This is a genomic window from Bradyrhizobium sp. YCK136 (genome assembly GCF_044570075.1).
GTDB lineage: Bacteria > Pseudomonadota > Alphaproteobacteria > Rhizobiales > Xanthobacteraceae > Bradyrhizobium > Bradyrhizobium diazoefficiens.
Map to the genome: position 1 here is coordinate 9,262,129 of NZ_CP172424.1, position 15,004 is coordinate 9,277,132.

15 protein-coding genes, 1 tRNA gene, 1 pseudogene and 1 riboswitch are annotated in these 15,004 nt (G+C 63.9%); of the genes and pseudogenes, 8 read left to right on the forward strand and 9 right to left on the reverse strand.

Translation table 11 applies throughout. The features are described 5' to 3' along the window. Nucleotides 1-30: 30 nt before the first annotated feature. Nucleotides 31-348 (reverse strand): hypothetical protein, encoded by a 318-nt coding sequence (locus ACFLEY_RS44870; RefSeq protein WP_060909391.1) that lies wholly within the window; start codon nt 346-348, stop codon nt 31-33. Nucleotides 349-463: 115 nt separating this feature from the next. Continuing rightward, nucleotides 464-1,324 carry an SIR2 family protein gene (locus tag ACFLEY_RS44875; RefSeq protein ID WP_060909392.1) on the reverse strand — a complete coding sequence of 287 codons (861 nt, stop codon included), beginning with the start codon at nt 1,322-1,324 and terminating at the stop codon, nt 464-466. A 178-nt stretch (nt 1,325-1,502) separates the two neighbouring features. Between ACFLEY_RS44875 and ACFLEY_RS44880 the strand changes: the two are divergent. Further along, nucleotides 1,503-2,276, forward strand: a pseudogene (locus ACFLEY_RS44880) (tyrosine-type recombinase/integrase); the annotation flags it as partial. Nucleotides 2,277-2,329: 53 nt separating this feature from the next. Here the strand turns inward: ACFLEY_RS44880 and ACFLEY_RS44885 are convergent. Beyond that, nucleotides 2,330-2,403 (reverse strand) — tRNA-Gly (locus ACFLEY_RS44885). A gap of 172 nt (nt 2,404-2,575) precedes the next feature. On the opposite strand from ACFLEY_RS44885, the gene ACFLEY_RS44890 reads away from it, so the two are divergent. From ACFLEY_RS44890 to ACFLEY_RS44915, 6 genes are all read left to right on the forward strand, one after another. Beyond that, entirely contained in the window at nt 2,576-3,154 is a 579-nt protein-coding gene (locus tag ACFLEY_RS44890; protein WP_060912772.1) for a methylated-DNA--[protein]-cysteine S-methyltransferase, read from the forward strand. A gap of 10 nt (nt 3,155-3,164) precedes the next feature. Then, nucleotides 3,165-4,004 (forward strand): helix-turn-helix transcriptional regulator, encoded by an 840-nt coding sequence (locus ACFLEY_RS44895; protein WP_060909394.1) that lies wholly within the window; start codon nt 3,165-3,167, stop codon nt 4,002-4,004. Nucleotides 4,005-4,134: 130 nt separating this feature from the next. Beyond that, entirely contained in the window at nt 4,135-4,494 is a 360-nt protein-coding gene (locus tag ACFLEY_RS44900; RefSeq protein WP_060909395.1) for a hypothetical protein, read from the forward strand. A gap of 103 nt (nt 4,495-4,597) precedes the next feature. Continuing rightward, nucleotides 4,598-4,957, forward strand: a complete 360-nt coding sequence (locus ACFLEY_RS44905) for a VOC family protein (protein WP_028172750.1) — start codon at nt 4,598-4,600, stop codon at nt 4,955-4,957. 124 nt (nt 4,958-5,081) lie between these two features. Next, nucleotides 5,082-5,483 (forward strand): SRPBCC family protein, encoded by a 402-nt coding sequence (locus ACFLEY_RS44910; protein ID WP_060912773.1) that lies wholly within the window; start codon nt 5,082-5,084, stop codon nt 5,481-5,483. A gap of 113 nt (nt 5,484-5,596) precedes the next feature. After that, a complete protein-coding gene (locus tag ACFLEY_RS44915; protein WP_060909396.1) occupies nt 5,597-6,097 on the forward strand; it encodes a hypothetical protein in 501 nt (166 codons plus the stop codon). Here ACFLEY_RS44915 and ACFLEY_RS44920 read toward each other — a convergent pair. The 3 genes from ACFLEY_RS44920 to ACFLEY_RS44930 all read right to left on the reverse strand — a co-directional run bounded on the left by ACFLEY_RS44920 (nt 6,094) and on the right by ACFLEY_RS44930 (nt 10,268). Further along, nucleotides 6,094-7,539 carry an MATE family efflux transporter gene (locus tag ACFLEY_RS44920; protein WP_060909397.1) on the reverse strand — a complete coding sequence of 482 codons (1,446 nt, stop codon included), beginning with the start codon at nt 7,537-7,539 and terminating at the stop codon, nt 6,094-6,096. The genes ACFLEY_RS44915 and ACFLEY_RS44920 overlap by 4 nt on opposite strands. Nucleotides 7,540-7,886: 347 nt before the next feature. After that, entirely contained in the window at nt 7,887-8,939 is a 1,053-nt protein-coding gene (locus ACFLEY_RS44925) for a hypothetical protein (protein WP_060909398.1), read from the reverse strand. A gap of 192 nt (nt 8,940-9,131) precedes the next feature. Continuing rightward, the gene (locus ACFLEY_RS44930) at nt 9,132-10,268 is read right to left on the reverse strand and encodes a 2'-deoxycytidine 5'-triphosphate deaminase (RefSeq protein ID WP_082755650.1); all 1,137 of its coding nucleotides are present in this window, start codon (nt 10,266-10,268) and stop codon (nt 9,132-9,134) included. A gap of 80 nt (nt 10,269-10,348) precedes the next feature. Then, nucleotides 10,349-10,428: riboswitch (SAM riboswitch) on the forward strand. 70 nt (nt 10,429-10,498) lie between these two features. On the opposite strand from ACFLEY_RS44930, the gene ACFLEY_RS44935 reads away from it, so the two are divergent. Beyond that, the gene (locus tag ACFLEY_RS44935) at nt 10,499-11,686 is read left to right on the forward strand and encodes an O-succinylhomoserine sulfhydrylase (RefSeq protein ID WP_060909400.1); all 1,188 of its coding nucleotides are present in this window, start codon (nt 10,499-10,501) and stop codon (nt 11,684-11,686) included. 127 nt (nt 11,687-11,813) lie between these two features. On the opposite strand, the gene ACFLEY_RS44940 is transcribed toward ACFLEY_RS44935, so the two are convergent. From ACFLEY_RS44940 to ACFLEY_RS44950, 3 genes are all read right to left on the reverse strand, one after another. Continuing rightward, nucleotides 11,814-12,317, reverse strand: a complete 504-nt coding sequence (locus ACFLEY_RS44940; protein WP_347341933.1) for an SGNH/GDSL hydrolase family protein — start codon at nt 12,315-12,317, stop codon at nt 11,814-11,816. A 496-nt stretch (nt 12,318-12,813) separates the two neighbouring features. Next, on the reverse strand, nt 12,814-13,593 hold the full coding sequence (locus ACFLEY_RS44945; RefSeq protein WP_028172742.1) for a lipolytic enzyme: 780 nt from the start codon (nt 13,591-13,593) through the stop codon (nt 12,814-12,816). Then, nucleotides 13,593-14,840 carry an OpgC domain-containing protein gene (locus ACFLEY_RS44950; RefSeq protein ID WP_011083921.1) on the reverse strand — a complete coding sequence of 416 codons (1,248 nt, stop codon included), beginning with the start codon at nt 14,838-14,840 and terminating at the stop codon, nt 13,593-13,595. Before ACFLEY_RS44950 ends, ACFLEY_RS44945 begins: the two co-directional genes overlap by 1 nt. Nucleotides 14,841-15,004 lie beyond the last annotated feature (164 nt).

The following is a 15,004-nucleotide window of genomic DNA, read 5'->3' on the forward strand; positions in this document are numbered from 1 at the left end:
GAATCGAACCCTCGTATGCAGCTTGGGAAGCTATCCGTATCTCAGCGAACTCAAGGCTTTAGCTGCAAAACCCTTGCAATCGGGGTTCAGTACCATCAATCGGTTATCCGACCGGATCTCTTCGAGATGAAGCTCCTGAATGTCCTTCAGGTCAACTTTCTCGAATTCAGTGTAGTCAGCGAGCTCAATCCGAAAGTACGAGCGAAAGCCCGCCCAAACACCAGGCTCTGGCGGAGCCATCTTGGTCTCGACTACCCTGCGACTGACAATTGACTTGCCAACCAAGAAGCGTTCACTGCCATCCTTTATGAGATGAAACACAGGGTCGCCGGCCTGCGGCACCCTCATGATGCGATAACGGTCTTTATCCTTGCGGTCGGCCGCTGGACTCCAGAGAACAACGCCAAGCTCCCACCCTTTTCCGCCGTGCCATGTTCAAGTGCCGAGATCTCTACCCAATGTCTCATGCAATCCCGCTTGCTCGCTCGCCGTTTACGAGTGATAGGAGCGCTTCGAGCTCCGGAACTAGATCATCGTAAGAGGGCCCATACTCCAACAGTTGAACGTTACAGGTTTCAAGCAAGTCGTTCGCCACAAACGAACTGGTCTCGCCCTGTCTAACGACAGCGTAGTGCGGCTTTTCGTGGCGTCCGATAATCTTGACGTCCTCAAGCAGCAACAGAATATCGGGATCGTCCAAGCTACAGCCCAAGAACACAATCGTGTTAGTCAGGAAGAGGGCCTTCATGATCTCGTAGAAAGCGACGTGTTTTCGCTTCGCTTCGTGATACTCGGACCGAGTAAAGATCATGTCTCTAACATCATCGATAGAACCATGAGCCCTCACTATGAGACGCGTATCATCTCTCACCTCATCGGCAAGTCCGGCCGATGTATAGCTTACGACCTTATGCAGAGCGCGCCCGGCCGGCCTGTAAGACAGACAATACGAGTCGTAAATCTTATCAAAGTTGGTCGTTAGAACGATCTTCGCATCGAGCTCATAGATAATCTCGTGCAGTCGGCTAGGTTGGCATGCAAGATTGAACGTCCGATTTAGATAGTCCTGATAGGTTGCGCGGTTTGCATTGTCCTTTATAGCTTGCAGAGCGAGTAGATACTTTCTCTCGCCAATCAGCGCTGCAATTGCATCCCTCCCCCGGTCGGGCGGCACAAGGGCGCACGCGCCTTCCAGAAATGTCTTCCAGGTAGGCGGCGACTGCCCCTCTGGCCCTTTTGCGCTCGCCGACACTCCAGATCCGAGGAAAAGAATACACCGCTCTTTCACAATCTCCCGAGGAAGGGTTGCAGGCCAGTCGATCATGTCGCGACACCGACATTGGCCAGAAGCTTGTCACAAAAACTCGAGAGCGTATTGTCGAAGTCTTCTACTTGCTTCCCTTGCGATCCAACAATGGCCCCAACATCGGCAAGCATATGAACAGGTACGCGGTTCGATTGAGCAAGAGGGATCAGACTATACAGGAACGGAATGTGCCCAATGGGGCAAGTGGCTCGATCGCGTCGCAGATTATTTCGGCGATCTGCGAATTGCGCAGTTCGATCGGCCCGAGAAAATTCGACCTGTGATCCGCCGCTGGCGCAACCGTTGGGCCGACACTCCGCGCACCGCCGACTATGCACTTCAAGTACTATCACGCGTCCTGGCCCATGCAGTGGAGCTCGGTAAGATCGCAGGCAACCCGTGCGAGGGCATCAAGCACCTCTACAACAACGATCGCTCCGAGATCATTTGGACCGACTCCGACATCGCGCACATCAAGAAAACCTGCTCGGCTGAAATCGCCAATGCCGTCGATCTCGCTGGCCACACTGGCCTGCGGCTCAGCGATCTATTACGGCTATCGTGGTCGCACGTCGGCGACGACGCGATCGTTCTTACCACGGGCAAGAGTAGGCATCGCCGCGAGGCCATCATCCCTCTGTACGGTGCGCTTCGCGACGTCTTGGCGCGCATTCCAAAGCGCGCGACCACGATCCTGACCAGCAGCCGGCGGCGTCCGTGGACGGCCGACGGTTTCGGCAGCTCTTTCAACAAGGCCAAGATCGACGCCGGTATGTCGGAGCGCGACTTGCACTTTAACGACCTGCGGGGAACTGCTGCGACGAAGTTCTACATCGCTCGCTTCAGCATGCGCGAGATCGCGGAGACGCTTGCTTGGGAGGAGGAGTCGGTCGAGAAAATCATCCGCCGATACGTCGATCGCGCAGCCGCCATCAAGGCGAGGATCAAGAAACTCGAGGCCAAAGAATGAACAAATCCTGCAAAACCACCAACAAAACCGCCTCGCCAATTTCGGCTAAGTGCTGGAGCGGGCGAAGGGAATCGAACCCTCGTATGCAGCTTGGGAAGCTGCCGTTCTACCATTGAACTACGCCCGCGGATGCGCTGCTCACGCCCGTCCTGATTAGCCGAGACGGCGCGTCTCGCCAAGCGGTTTGGCGCACCTGGCCGGACGGTTGTTAACGTCCTGGCAAGATTTTGGGTGCGCCGGATTGTGGCGGTGTTATGATCTCGCGTCTGGGGGATACGTGCACTGAGTGGGGCGTGTGCATGGTGGGGCGTGGCTATACGATATTCGATACGGCCATAGGGCGCTGCGGCATCATCTGGAGCAGCACCGGCGTGGTGGCCGTGCAATTGCCGGAGGCGCGGGAGATCGACACCCGCCGCCGGATCTTCGCGGTCCATCCCGAGGCGCGCGAGCAGCAGCCTCCGCTGAATACCGAGCTTGCGATCGAGGGCATCGTGGGCCTGCTGCAGGGCAGCGATCCTGATTTTTCCGACGTCAGCCTGGATGCCGGCGGCGTGCCCGGCTTCAACCGGCGGGTCTACGAGTACACCTGCACTATCCCGCGCGGGGAGACGCGCACCTATCACGAGATCGCCAAGGCGCTGGGGGCCTCCGGCGCGGCGCATTCGGTGGCGCAGGCGGTCGCGAAGAATCCCTACATGCTGATCGTGCCCTGCCACCGGGTGCTGGAGGCCGGCAACTACACAGACCGTCTCTCGCCCTATGGCGGGGTGATCTCCAAGCGGCGGCTGCTGGCGCTCGAGGGTGCCCATCCCGCCGCCAGCAAGACGCTGTTCGAGGTGTTGCTGCCCGTTGCCCCGCCTCGGGCGCCCACCTAGATAACGTCGCATGGATGCGACCACGCTGCTGACGACACGCTCGATCACGGTCTCCGAGTTCCGCTGCGATGCGGGGCCGGACGACACGCCGTTCGCGGAGTGCCGCACCGGGCATTCCATCGCCTATGTCCGCTCCGGCAGTTTCGGCTGCCATTGCCGCGCCGGCTTCTTCGAACTGGTGGCAGGCTCGATTCTGGTCGGCGCCCCCGGCGAGGAATACACCTGCACGCATGAGCATGTCAGCGGCGACGTCTGCCTGGGCTTCTTCTTCAGCGAGGACCTGGTCGATGCCCTCGGGGGACGGCACGAGATCTGGAAAGTCGGCGCGACACCGCCGCTGCCCGAGTTGATGGTTCTGGGCGAGCTCGCCCAGACGGCGGCAGATGGCAACAGCGATTTGGGCCTCGACGAGATCGGCCAGATCCTCGCCGGCCGTTTCGTGGACGTCGTCTCGGGCAAGGCGCGCAAGCCGGCCACGCCCACCGCACGCGACCGCCGCCGCGCCGTCGAAGCCGCGCTGTGGATCGACGCCAACTCGCATGCCGAGGTCGACCTTGAACAGGCCGCGCGGCACGCGGGACTCAGCCCGTTCCATTTCCTGCGGTTGTTCTCGGCCGTGCTCGGCGTCACCCCGCATCAATATCTGGTGCGCTCGCGGCTGCGGCACGCCGCGCGCCTGCTCACCGAGGACGACATCGCGGTCACCGACGTAGCCTATGACGTCGGCTTCGGCGATCTCTCCAATTTCGTCCGTACCTTCCATCGCGCCGCCGGCGTGTCGCCGACGAAGTTCCGGCAGGCGTCGAAAGGCGAGCGCAAAATTTTCGGGGAACGGCTCGTCCTCAACTGAGACACACGGGCCGCTTCGCCAGTAACAGTCTGTTGACCAGACGTGTGCGATGCACTGGCGCTCGCGGTACATCGCGCGTTATTACAACCGAAGGGCGATTTGACGCCCGTTCAAGGCGGCGAGCCGGCAGATGGACAGTACCTCGAGTGACGTGATTGCGGCTACGCTGATCGCGCTTGTCGTCGGCCTCGCCTTCATCGCGGGCTGTGCCGTCTATTACGGCCGCCAGATCAGCTCGCGCAGGATTCCGATGCAGTGGGACACCGACGGTCAGCCGGCCTGGTTTGCACCACGCCTCGTTGGGCTCTGGTTCAGCTTCGGCGTCACGGCGGCCCTTTCCATGTTCCTGCTCGTCCTCGCCCTTCATGCACCGCAGAAGCTCACAGCCCTGATCGTCGCCACGATCAGCGTGATTGGAACGAACATGTGGGTGCAGGTCTATCACCTGAAACGGGTGGTCCGCTGGCAGGCGGAGGCACCGGCGAACTAGCCGGGCGGGATGCGCAAGATTCTCCAAGAGCGGCTTGCCTTCAATTGACTAGGTTCGTCTCCGGCGTGCGCCACGCGCGGCGCGCTTTGCAATGGAGACGAACATGTACGACCACATCGGACTTCGCGTAGCCGATCTCGATGCCGCCACGCGCTTCTACACCGCGGTGCTGGCGCCGCTCGGCTACGTCCTGTGCTCGAGCGGCGACGGCTATGCCGGCTTCGGGCCGAAGGGCGCGCCGGCGCTGTGGCTGCACCTGAACAAGGGGCGGAAGGCCGACGGCGCGCATATCGCGTTTCGCGCCGGGAATCATGACGCGGTCAAGGCGTTCCACAGCGAGGGGCTCAAGAGCGGCGGACGCGACAATGGCGGCGCGGGCCCGCGCAAGGACTACAGCCCGACTTACTATGCGGCGTTTCTGATCGATCCGGACGGCAACAATGTCGAGGCGGTTTGCGTGTGAGCAAGCGCCCCACGCACGAGCATTCGTAGGGTGCCACGTGCGACGGTGCCGATGAATGGTGGGCACGGCGCGCGAAGAGCGCGCCTTTGCCCACCCTACGACCCCTTCAACCAAGGACACCTTCATGGCCTCCATCCACAACGACATTCCCCTCAACGCCCCTGCGCGCGACGTCTGGGACGCGGTGCGCGATTTCGGCGCGCTGCATCAGCGGCTGGTGCCGGGCTTCGTCACGGCCTGCACGCTCGATGGCGATGCACGCATCGTCACCTTCGCCAACGGCTCCGTCGCGCGCGAGGTGCTGGTCGATTGCAGTGATGCGCGGCAGCGCCTCGTCTATGCCATCAACAACGAGCGGCTGAAGCACTACAGCGCCTCGGTGCAGGTGATCGCCGAGGGCGATGCGCGGTGCCGTCTGGTCTGGATCATCGACATGCTGCCGAACGAGCTTGCGCCGTATGTCCAGGGGCAGACGAAGGAAGCCGTGGCCGCCATGCACAAGGCGTTTCCAGCCGCGGCGGCCTGACTGACCTCTGTGACTTTTCTCACAGAGCCCTCGCCTCCTCGGCCGTAACCATGGCCGCGTGCGTCCGGTTGGCTCCGCTCTTCCGGCGAAGCCACGCACGCGAGGAGCATGCCATGAGAGGTGCGGACAAGGTGATCTGCCAGGCGGCCGCCGTGCTGCTGCTGTTCTCGGTCGCGAGCACGCCGGCGGAGGCGCAGCTCGCGGGCTTCGGTGGCGGCGGAGGCGCCGGCGGCGAGGACATGATGACCCAGATGGCGCCGATGCTGGAGATGATGAAGGCGAAGATGGGCAAGCGCCGCTTCGCCATGCTGATGCAGACCATGGGCCCGATGATGAGCCGCATGATGGAGAATGGTGGCGGCGGCTTCGGCGGCATGATGGGCGGCGCTGGCCTCGGCGGCGGCAATCTTGGCGGCGGCTTTGGTGCGCCCAATTATGGCGGCTACACCCCGATGGGCGGAGGCGGCTATATGCCAACGGGCATGGGCGGCGGCGACATCATGGGCATGCTCGGCGGCACCAGTGGCGGCGACATGATGGCGATGATCCCGCAGCTGATGCGGCTCGCCAATATCGGCGGCGGTGGCGGCCATCGCCGCCACAAGCATCGCTAATCCGCGACGCCTGAGAGAGCCGGCCTGATCGCGGGCTTGCTCTTGCGCGGTCCCCAGCGCGTCAGCACCACGCTGGAGCACGACAGCAGGCCGAGCACGACCATCGAGCTCGCGGCCAGCCAGAAGAAGCTCTGCGCGGTCGCCTCATGTGTCGACAGCCACCAGCCGGTCGCCGAGATGTAGATCAGCCGCGCGGTCTGCGCCAGCACCGGGCCGATCACCTTGGCCGCGCCTTGCGAGGAGAAATACATCGTCGAGGCGAGCCCGATGAAGGCGTAGAACGGCGCCACCGTCGACAGATATTGGTGACTGGCCGCGCGGACGGTCGCGCTGTCGGTGAAGATGTTGACCCAGAGATCGGGGAAGAGCGCGACCAGGCACGCCGGCGCACCGACGGCGACGAATGCGCTCGCACCCGCGATCCAGGCAATGCGCCGGGCGCGCGCGATGCGGCCGGCGCCGACGGCCATGCCGACCATCGGCACCGAGGCGATGCCGAACGAGAACGCGATCGAGGTCAGCAGGAATTCGAGCCGCGCACCGATGCCGTAGCCGGCGAGGATCGCGGTACCGAACTTCGCCAGCATGTGGGTGAAGATCGAGATCGTCAGCACCGATTGCAGCGGCGAGAAGCAGGCGATGGCGCCGACCTTCAGGATGTCGAAGAACATCGCCCATTGGATGCGCAGGCCGCGCAGCTTCGGGACGACGCGCGCGCGGCCTGAGAACAGGTACCAGCCCATGACGCCGATGTTCATGCAATAGGCGATCAGCGCGCCGGCCGCGACGCCGCGCATGCCGAACTGCGGCACCGGTCCGAGCCCGAGACCCAGCGTGCCGCCGAGCACGATCTGCCAGGCCGCGGAGTTGAGGATCAGGAACGAGGGCAGCCTCATATTGCCTGTGCCGCGCAGCACGCCCGCCATGGTGTTGAGCAGCCAGGGCAGCACGGCGCCGCCGAAAAACACCTGCGTGTAGGCGATCGCGTGCGTCAGCACATCGCCGCGGCCGCCGAGCATCTCGAGCACCTTGGGCCCGAAGATCAGCATGCCCAGCATGAAGACGAGACCGAACGTGACGCCGATCAGCAGCGCATGCGCGGCGAGCGTGCCGGCGCGCTCGCGGTCGCCGGCGCCGAGCGCGCGTGCGATGGCGGAGGCCACCGCACCGCCCATCGCGCCGCCCGACATCGTCATGGTCAGGATCACGGTCGGAAACACCAGCGCCATCGCGGCCAGCGCCTCGACGCCGAGCCGGCCGATATAGGAGGTCTCCGCGATCACCGTGCAGGTGCCGGCCGAGAGCGCGATCACGTTCGGCCAGGCAAGCCCGAGCAGCGTGCGCAGGATCGGTCCGTCCATCAGCGCGCTCCTCACCGGCCGCGGAGGCGGCGGCAGCGGGCGCTCTTGTTCATCGACCGGGATTTCGGCGATGTCGGACATGTCCTCTCCCGGGCACGAGCGCCATTTGCGGTGCGGCAATGACTAGATGTGCCAATGAATTTCTTCGCGCAGAAGGCGCAGCGAGAAGCTTGTTAGCACGGCAATTGCCGATTCCTCCTGCGCCTGATGCAGGCGTGCCCTGCGGCAGCGCATTTCAGCCCGTGGAATTGCGGTCTCTCGTCTCCCTCTCCCCGTTCTTACGGGGAGAGGGTTGGGGTGAGGGGCCGCGTCCGCGAAAACGATGCGAGTTGGACTCGCGGAGAGTCCCCCTCACCCGGATTGCATCTTCGATGCAATCCGGCCTCTCCCCGCACGCGGGGAGAGGCGAAGTGGCCGCGCCGTTCTCGTCAGCCAATCGTCCAGACCAACGGCGCCCGGCCGCCTGCGGCCGGGCGCATGTGGACGCCGATATGCCGGCCGCAGCCGGCAGCCAATCCCTCGAACAATCCCTCCAGCACCTTGGCGCAGGCGCGGTGACAATCAGCGACGTCGTCCATCAGCTTCCAGCTCTGCTGGCGGATTTCGAAGGTGCCTTCGGACTGCGTCATCTCAGCATTGTCGTCCTGGGCAGCGAACAGCGCGTTCAGGAACGATGCGAATTCCCTCGCGCCGCCGCGGCTCGTCGCGAGTGCGGCCGCTACCTCGTCGAAATACTGCATCCCGATCAGCTTGCCGGTGAGATGCAGCAGATAGCCGGCGTCCTCCGGGCCGAACAGCTGCACCATCACGGGCGCGGCGGTGCGGACATATTCCATCGCATAGTTGCGATAGGCTTTTTCCAGCCGCGGCTTCGGCCAGCTCGCGACCGGCAGCGCCGGCGCGGTCTTCGCATCGAACGGCGGCGCTTCCAGATGCCGCGCGAACACCAGGCGCTGGTCGAGTTCGAGCGGATGGTCGTATTGATGATAATAGCCTTCGAGCCCGTCCTGGCCGTCGACGCTCTGCTTGGTGCAGACGAAGCCGAGGCGAAGATCTCCGAGCGCAACCCCGTTATTGGCGTGCCAGCCGCGCAGCATCGCGCGCGAGACCTCGCCCGGCACGCCGCAGATCGCGGTGCCCTTCCAGATCCAGCGCGGCGGCGGATAGCGTATCCAGGCCTTGGTGTCGCTCTCGTACATGTATTCGACATGCACGCCGCCGATCCAGTTGGAGAGGTAGTGATATTGCGCAGCAGCGACCGCCGGCGGCAGATGGCTGAGGCCGAGCTTTTCCAGCCCTGGCAGGAAACGCTCCTGCTGCTGGCGGCGGAACACGCGGAAGACGAACTCCGCGGCATCCGCGGTGCCGCGCCGCGTAACGACGGTGAGGATAAGGCCGGTGAAATAGGCGTGATAGAGATCGGCGACCGCGCGCCAGCGCTTCCATTGGGCTTCCTGCGCGGAGTCAGCTGCGGCGGTCATGTTCGCTCCCGGCTTGTTGTTTTACGGGAGTGTGTCATCGCGGCTGGGGCGGCGCAACCAGCCACAGACTCGGTGTCATCGCCCGGCGAAGACCGGGCGATCCAGTATTCCAGAGGCAGTTATGATTGAATCGAGACGCCGTGGCGTACTGGATGCCCCGGTCGAGACGGGGCGTGACAGTTGGAGATGTCGCTACACCCGAAAATGTTTCGAGAGCTTCAATCCCTGCGCCTGGTAGTTCGAGCCGATGCGCTGGCCGTACATCGCGTCGGGGCGGGCGAGCATCTTCTCGTAGACGAGGCGGCCGACGATCTGGCCGTGCTCGAGGATGAACGGCACCTCGCGCGAGCGCACCTCCAGCACGGCGCGCGATCCCAACCCGCCGGCACCGGCATAGCCGAAGCCGGGATCGAAGAAGCCGGCATAGTGCACGCGGAATTCGCCGACCAGCGGATCGAACGGCACCATCTCGGCTGCAAAGTCGGGTGGCACCTGCACGGCCTCTTTCGAGGCGAGGATGTAGAACTCGCCGGGATCGAGGATCAGGCTGCCGTCGGGCCGGGCCGAGATCGGCTCCCAGAAGTCCTCGACGGAATAACCGGAGCGGCGATCGACGTCGACGACGCCGGTGTGGCGCTTGGCGCGGTAGCCGACGAAGCCGCTCGCCTTCTCGCCGGAGAGATCGACGGAGACGGCGACGCCGCCGGACAGATCGGCATCGTCGATGTCGACGAGGCGCTCGGACGCATGCAGCGCATCGAGCTCGTCGGCATTGAGGATGGCGTCACCGGTGCGGAAGCGCACCTGCGACAGGCGCGAGCCCTCGCGCACCAGCACCGGAAATGTCTTCGGGCTGATCTCGGCATAGAGCGGGCCGTGATAGCCGGCGCCGATCATGTCGAAGCGGCGGGTGCCGTCGGCGATCACGCGGGTGAAGACGTCGAGCCGGCCGGTGGAGCTCTTGGGGTTCGCGGCCGCGACGATCTCCGGCGGCAGCGCCAGGCTCTCGAGCAGCGGCACGATGTAGACGCAGTTGGTTTCCAGCACCGCGCCGTCGGCAAGGCTGAACTCGTGCAGCTTCAATTCGTCGATGCGCTCGGCCACCGTGGCGCCGGGACCGGGCAGGAAGCTGGCGCGGACGCGATAGGCGATGTCACCGAGGCGCAAATCGAGGCTCGCCGGCTGGATCTGGCTTTCGACGAAATCGTATGCGGGCAGGATGAGGCCCGCCTCCGCCATCGCCGCGATCATGCGGTCGGGCAGGATACCATTGGCGTCGGCGGCGATCGTGAAGCTCAACCGGGGGTCCTCGTCAGGGGTCAAACGCATCCGGACGTGCGGGAAATACTAGCCTTTTACGGCTATCCGATGGACGCCTTGACGGAAAGGCCATTGCGGAATATGAGCATCACTTATCCCGTGGTGATTTGAGCCGGCCGGCTTGCAGCCACGTTAAATAAGTCGCTAAACAGGCCGGGGACCTCTGTGATCCCGGCCCGTGGATATATCCAGGCCGGTTTTTTTGTGATTTCGACGAGACGGTCATGTCGGAGGTACCTATGTCGAAGTCGCCTGCCACTTACCGTCCCGAAACCCGCCTGGTCCATTCCGGCACCCTGCGCTCGCAATTCGGCGAGACGTCGGAGGCGCTGTTCCTGACCCAGGGCTACGTCTACAACAGCGCCGAGGAGTGCGAGGCGCGGTTCAAGGGCGAGGATCCCGGCTTCATCTATTCGCGTTATTCGAACCCGACCATCTCGATGTTCGAGCGCCGCATGATCGAGCTCGAAGGCGCCGAAGCGGCGCGTTCGGCGGCGACCGGCATGGCCGCGGTGACGACCGCGATCCTGGCGCCGCTGAAGGCCGGCGACCACGTGGTCGCCTCCCGCGCGCTGTTCGGCTCGTGCCTCTACGTCATTCAGGATCTGTTGCCGCGCTACGGCATCGAAACCACGCTGGTCGACGGCCTCGATCTCGACCAGTGGCAGCGGGCCTTGCGGCCGAACACCAAGACGTTCTTCCTGGAGAGCCCGACCAACCCGACGCTCGACGTGCTCGACATCCCCGGCATCGCCGAGATCGCGCACAAGGGCGGCGCGCGGCTCGTCGTCGACAACGTGTTTGCGACGCCGATCTGGCAGAGCCCGCTCGCGCTAGGGGCCGACGTCGTGGTATATTCCGCGACCAAGCACATCGACGGCCAGGGCCGCTGCCTCGGCGGCATCATCCTGTCGTCGGAAGCCTTCGTCGCCGAGCACCTCCACAATTTCATGCGCCAGACCGGGCCGTCGATCTCGCCGTTCAACGCCTGGGTCTTGCTCAAGGGCCTGGAGACGCTGGCCGTGCGCGTGCGCGCGCAGACCGACACCGCGGCACGCGTTGCGGAAGTGCTGGCCGGCCATCCGAAGATCTCGCGATTGATCTATCCCGGCCGCGCCGATCATCCGCAGGCAGCGCTCGTGAAGAAGCAGATGCGCGGCGGCTCGACGCTGGTCGGCTTCGAGGTCAAGGGCGGCAAGGCGGCCGCGTTCCGCGTGTTCAACGAGCTCAAGCTTGCGAAGATCTCGAACAATCTCGGCGACGCCAAGAGCCTCGTCACCCATCCGGCAACCACGACGCATCAGCGCCTGAAGCCGGAAGACCGCGCCGCGCTCGGCATCAGCGAGGGCTTCATCCGCTTCTCCGCGGGGCTGGAGCATGCGGACGATCTGATCGAGGACCTGACGGCGGCGCTGGAGAAGGCGTGAGGCGATTGAGCTCTCGTAGGGTGGGCAAAGCGAAGCGTGCCCACCATTCACCACCGAGCTGGCGATAGATGGTGGGCACGGCGCGCGAAGAGCGCGCCTTTGCCCACCCTACGGCTATGCAGCCGAACTACATCGGCCGGTACGCCCGCACGTCCCCGGGCACGTTGACCCCGAGCTTGATCTGGCCGACGGAGCGGATGATGTCGTCGCCGAGGAGCTGGGCAAAGCAGGCGTAGCCCCAATCGTTCATATGCAGGCCGTCGGCGATCACGAAGCTCTCGACCGGGATCGATTGATTCTCGTGCCAGTCGCGCATCACCTCGAAGCGCGGGAAGATGCCGACGTGACGGAGCTCGGCGACCTTGCCGAGCAGCTTCACCATCTTGCCGGCACTCTCCTTGCGCTGGTTGACGGCCGGCGAATATTGCGGATCGACCAGCACGATATCGGCGCCGCCGGCGGCCTGGATGCGGGCGATGCCGTCCTCGACCATCTTGGCGGTGTCGCCGGGATCGAGATTGCGCAGCACGGCGTTGGTGCCGACCTGCCAGATCACCATGTCCGGATGCACGTCGATCACCTCCTTCTGGAGGCGCTTCATCGGGCGCGTCCTCGCCGCCGACGCCGGCATTGATGACGGTGATGTCCGCGGTCGGATATTGCCGGCGCAGCTGCGCCGCAAGACGGTTCGGATAGTTGAAATCGGGCGAGCTTGCGCCGTAGCCGGCGGTCGACGACGAGCCGAACGCGACGATCACGACAGGCTTGCCGGCGACGAGCTTGCCCGCGACATGCGGCAGCGAGCCCATCGCCTTCGCGCCGCCCTTCGGCGGCAGGCAGGGGACGCGGTTGAAGACGTCACCGGCGGATTTCGCGACCTGCTTCACCTTGTCGATGGCGCGCGCGGTGATGCCGCGCTGTTCGGGAGACGTCGCGGCGACGGTGGTCTGGGAGGGCGATGCCGGAGCGGGATTAGCGGCCTGCGCGGGCGCGGGCGTTGCCTGCGCCGCCTGCGCCTGCGCGCGCGACTGCGAAACAGGAGTCAGCAACAGCAGCGCCGCCGCCACGGGTACAGCCAGCCATGACGTCAGGCAAAAAGGGCGGTTAGAACTCATTAACACTAGACCTCAATTTTGCTGCTGGGCCGGCCCCAGATGGGCTGCGTCGATCACGAACTGTGCCAACGCCCGGCCAAGGCAATCGTGGACCTGTTTCGCGAGCTCAGGCCCGCGAGACGGGCTGAACAGGTCGAACTGACCCTGATCATTCCACTGCCGCATGATCGCGAAACGGTCGAACAGCGGGATGTCGTGCTCCTGTGCCACCACCCGCATATTGTCGAGATAGGGCGGCACCGAGATCATGGTTTCGGTACGCGGGCTGTACTGCAAGTTCATCAACACGACGTCAGCCCCTGCATTTTGCAATGCGGAAACCCCTCCGGTCACCGCACCGCGAAAATCGTCGGGATCGATTGCTCGGATAGCATCCACGGTCCCGGTCTGCCAGATGACCAAAGTAGGCCTTTTTGCTTCCATCAGCTTAACGAAGCTGGCGGCCGCCTCCTCTGCCGTCTTCTTGCTCTGTATTTCTACGGAGACGTGCACAACTTCCGATGGCGACAGCTTGTCCTTCAAAATGGCCTGCATGCGTGCCGGATAGGAAGCGTCCTCGGAGGCCGGAATCGTGGTCGAACGGCTGCCGATGACCAGGATTTCGAGCGGTTTTCCGGCCTTGATGGCGTCGGCGACCTTGGGAAGCTGGCTTTCGCTGGTGAGCAGATAGGACGGCAATTCGCAGGCTGCGGGCGCGGCCGGAGCGGGCGGCGCAGCATCCTCCGCGCGCGCCGACGGCGCGGCGAGGCCACCGCATAGCAGGATCAGGCTCAGGAGAACCTTCGCCTTCATCAGCCCCCTCCCGCCAGATCGGCGTTGCCGACGGCGTTCTTGGTTTTCGCACCGCTCTTGTCAGCTACGCGCTTGTACCACGAAATCACCCAGGCCACGCCCCACATGATCAGGATTCCGGAGAGACTAATCACCGCATGCATGACGGCGCCGCCGGAGACCTCGGCCAGGATGAAATGACCAGCGAAGGCCAGGAAGACGCCGAGGCAGAAGATCTCCAGGGAATGCGAGCCGCACAGGATCAGCGGCCGCAGCCAGGGCGATTTCAGGCCCGGCCAGTCGCGCGGCAGGAAGCGCACGGTGAGCGCTGCCAGCGCCAGGAAATGCGTGAAGCGCAGCACGTCGAGGTCGGTCTTGTCGATCGGATACATCCACTGCTCGAGCCGCTTCGGCATCAGATGCGAGAGCTGCGGCACATACCAGGTCAGCGTCACGTAGAACGCCGCGACGATATAGGCGATCGCGATCCACATCGTCACCGGTGAAGCCAGAATACGCGACATGCGCCGCGCACCTCCGAGCGCACACCATGCACCGAAGACGAACAGCAATTGCCAGGCCAGCGGATTGAACGCCCAGAAGCCGTTCGGATAGGCGGAGAAGTAGAGGTCGTATTCCCAGGTGACCGCGTAGAGCACGACCGAGAGGCCGAGCGTGACATCGGGCTTCCACTTCATCGACCACAGGATCAAAGGCAGCGCCAACATCAGCACGATGTAGAGCGGCAGCACGTCCATGTTGACGGGACGGAAGCGCAACAGCAGCGCCTGCACGATGGTGACGTCGGGCTGCTTGAGAAAGTCCATGATGCCCATCTCTTCAGTGTAGAGCGGGTTCTCGAAGCTGGTCGCGACGTAGGAGATCTCGGCGAGGAAGATCGTGAACAGGAAGACGTGGGCGACATAGATCTGCCAGACCCGGCGCATGATGCGCGCGGTGGCGATGACGACGCCGCTCTCCAGCATCGCGCGGCCGTAGACGAAGGCGGCGGTGTAGCCGGAGATGAAGATGAAGATCTCGGTGGCGTCGCTGAAGCCGTAATTGCGGATCGTGAACCAGGTCAAAAGACTCGACGGCAGATGGTCGATGAAGATCAGCCACAGCGCGAGGCCGCGGAACAGGTCGAGCCGGAGCTCGCGCTCGCCGATGGCGGGCAGCGAGATGGCCGGCGCGGCCGCACGCGGCTTTGCATCCGCAGGCTTGGCCCCCGCGATCGTCGATCCCGTCACTTGGTCCGCAATGGTCATCGGGGCCTGGAAACCCTCACACAAATCGCGACGTTATAGGGATTGTACCGGTCCGGCCGTCGTCTCGCAAAGCGGCCGGATCACATAAGGGTGTCTTTCTTTGGGGTGTCTTTCTCCGCGAATTCTGGCGGGACGATGTCGCGAAAGCCGCTTGCGGCGTTTGG

What these genes read in the sequence shown, in the direction of transcription:
- ACFLEY_RS44870 (WP_060909391.1), bottom strand. Translation starts at nt 348, where the DNA reads ATGAGGGTGCCGCAGGCCGGCGACCCTGTGTTTCATCTCATAAAGGAT.
- ACFLEY_RS44875 (WP_060909392.1), bottom strand. Translation starts at nt 1,324, where the DNA reads ATGATCGACTGGCCTGCAACCCTTCCTCGGGAGATTGTGAAAGAGCGG.
- ACFLEY_RS44890 (WP_060912772.1), top strand. Translation starts at nt 2,576, where the DNA reads ATGGTGGGGCGTGGCTATACGATATTCGATACGGCCATAGGGCGCTGC.
- ACFLEY_RS44895 (WP_060909394.1), top strand. Translation starts at nt 3,165, where the DNA reads ATGGATGCGACCACGCTGCTGACGACACGCTCGATCACGGTCTCCGAG.
- ACFLEY_RS44900 (WP_060909395.1), top strand. Translation starts at nt 4,135, where the DNA reads ATGGACAGTACCTCGAGTGACGTGATTGCGGCTACGCTGATCGCGCTT.
- ACFLEY_RS44905 (WP_028172750.1), top strand. Translation starts at nt 4,598, where the DNA reads ATGTACGACCACATCGGACTTCGCGTAGCCGATCTCGATGCCGCCACG.
- ACFLEY_RS44910 (WP_060912773.1), top strand. Translation starts at nt 5,082, where the DNA reads ATGGCCTCCATCCACAACGACATTCCCCTCAACGCCCCTGCGCGCGAC.
- ACFLEY_RS44915 (WP_060909396.1), top strand. Translation starts at nt 5,597, where the DNA reads ATGAGAGGTGCGGACAAGGTGATCTGCCAGGCGGCCGCCGTGCTGCTG.
- ACFLEY_RS44920 (WP_060909397.1), bottom strand. Translation starts at nt 7,539, where the DNA reads ATGTCCGACATCGCCGAAATCCCGGTCGATGAACAAGAGCGCCCGCTG.
- ACFLEY_RS44925 (WP_060909398.1), bottom strand. Translation starts at nt 8,939, where the DNA reads ATGACCGCCGCAGCTGACTCCGCGCAGGAAGCCCAATGGAAGCGCTGG.
- ACFLEY_RS44930 (WP_082755650.1), bottom strand. Translation starts at nt 10,268, where the DNA reads ATGCGTTTGACCCCTGACGAGGACCCCCGGTTGAGCTTCACGATCGCC.
- ACFLEY_RS44935 (WP_060909400.1), top strand. Translation starts at nt 10,499, where the DNA reads ATGTCGAAGTCGCCTGCCACTTACCGTCCCGAAACCCGCCTGGTCCAT.
- ACFLEY_RS44940 (WP_347341933.1), bottom strand. Translation starts at nt 12,317, where the DNA reads ATGCCGGCGTCGGCGGCGAGGACGCGCCCGATGAAGCGCCTCCAGAAG.
- ACFLEY_RS44945 (WP_028172742.1), bottom strand. Translation starts at nt 13,593, where the DNA reads ATGAAGGCGAAGGTTCTCCTGAGCCTGATCCTGCTATGCGGTGGCCTC.
- ACFLEY_RS44950 (WP_011083921.1), bottom strand. Translation starts at nt 14,840, where the DNA reads ATGACCATTGCGGACCAAGTGACGGGATCGACGATCGCGGGGGCCAAG.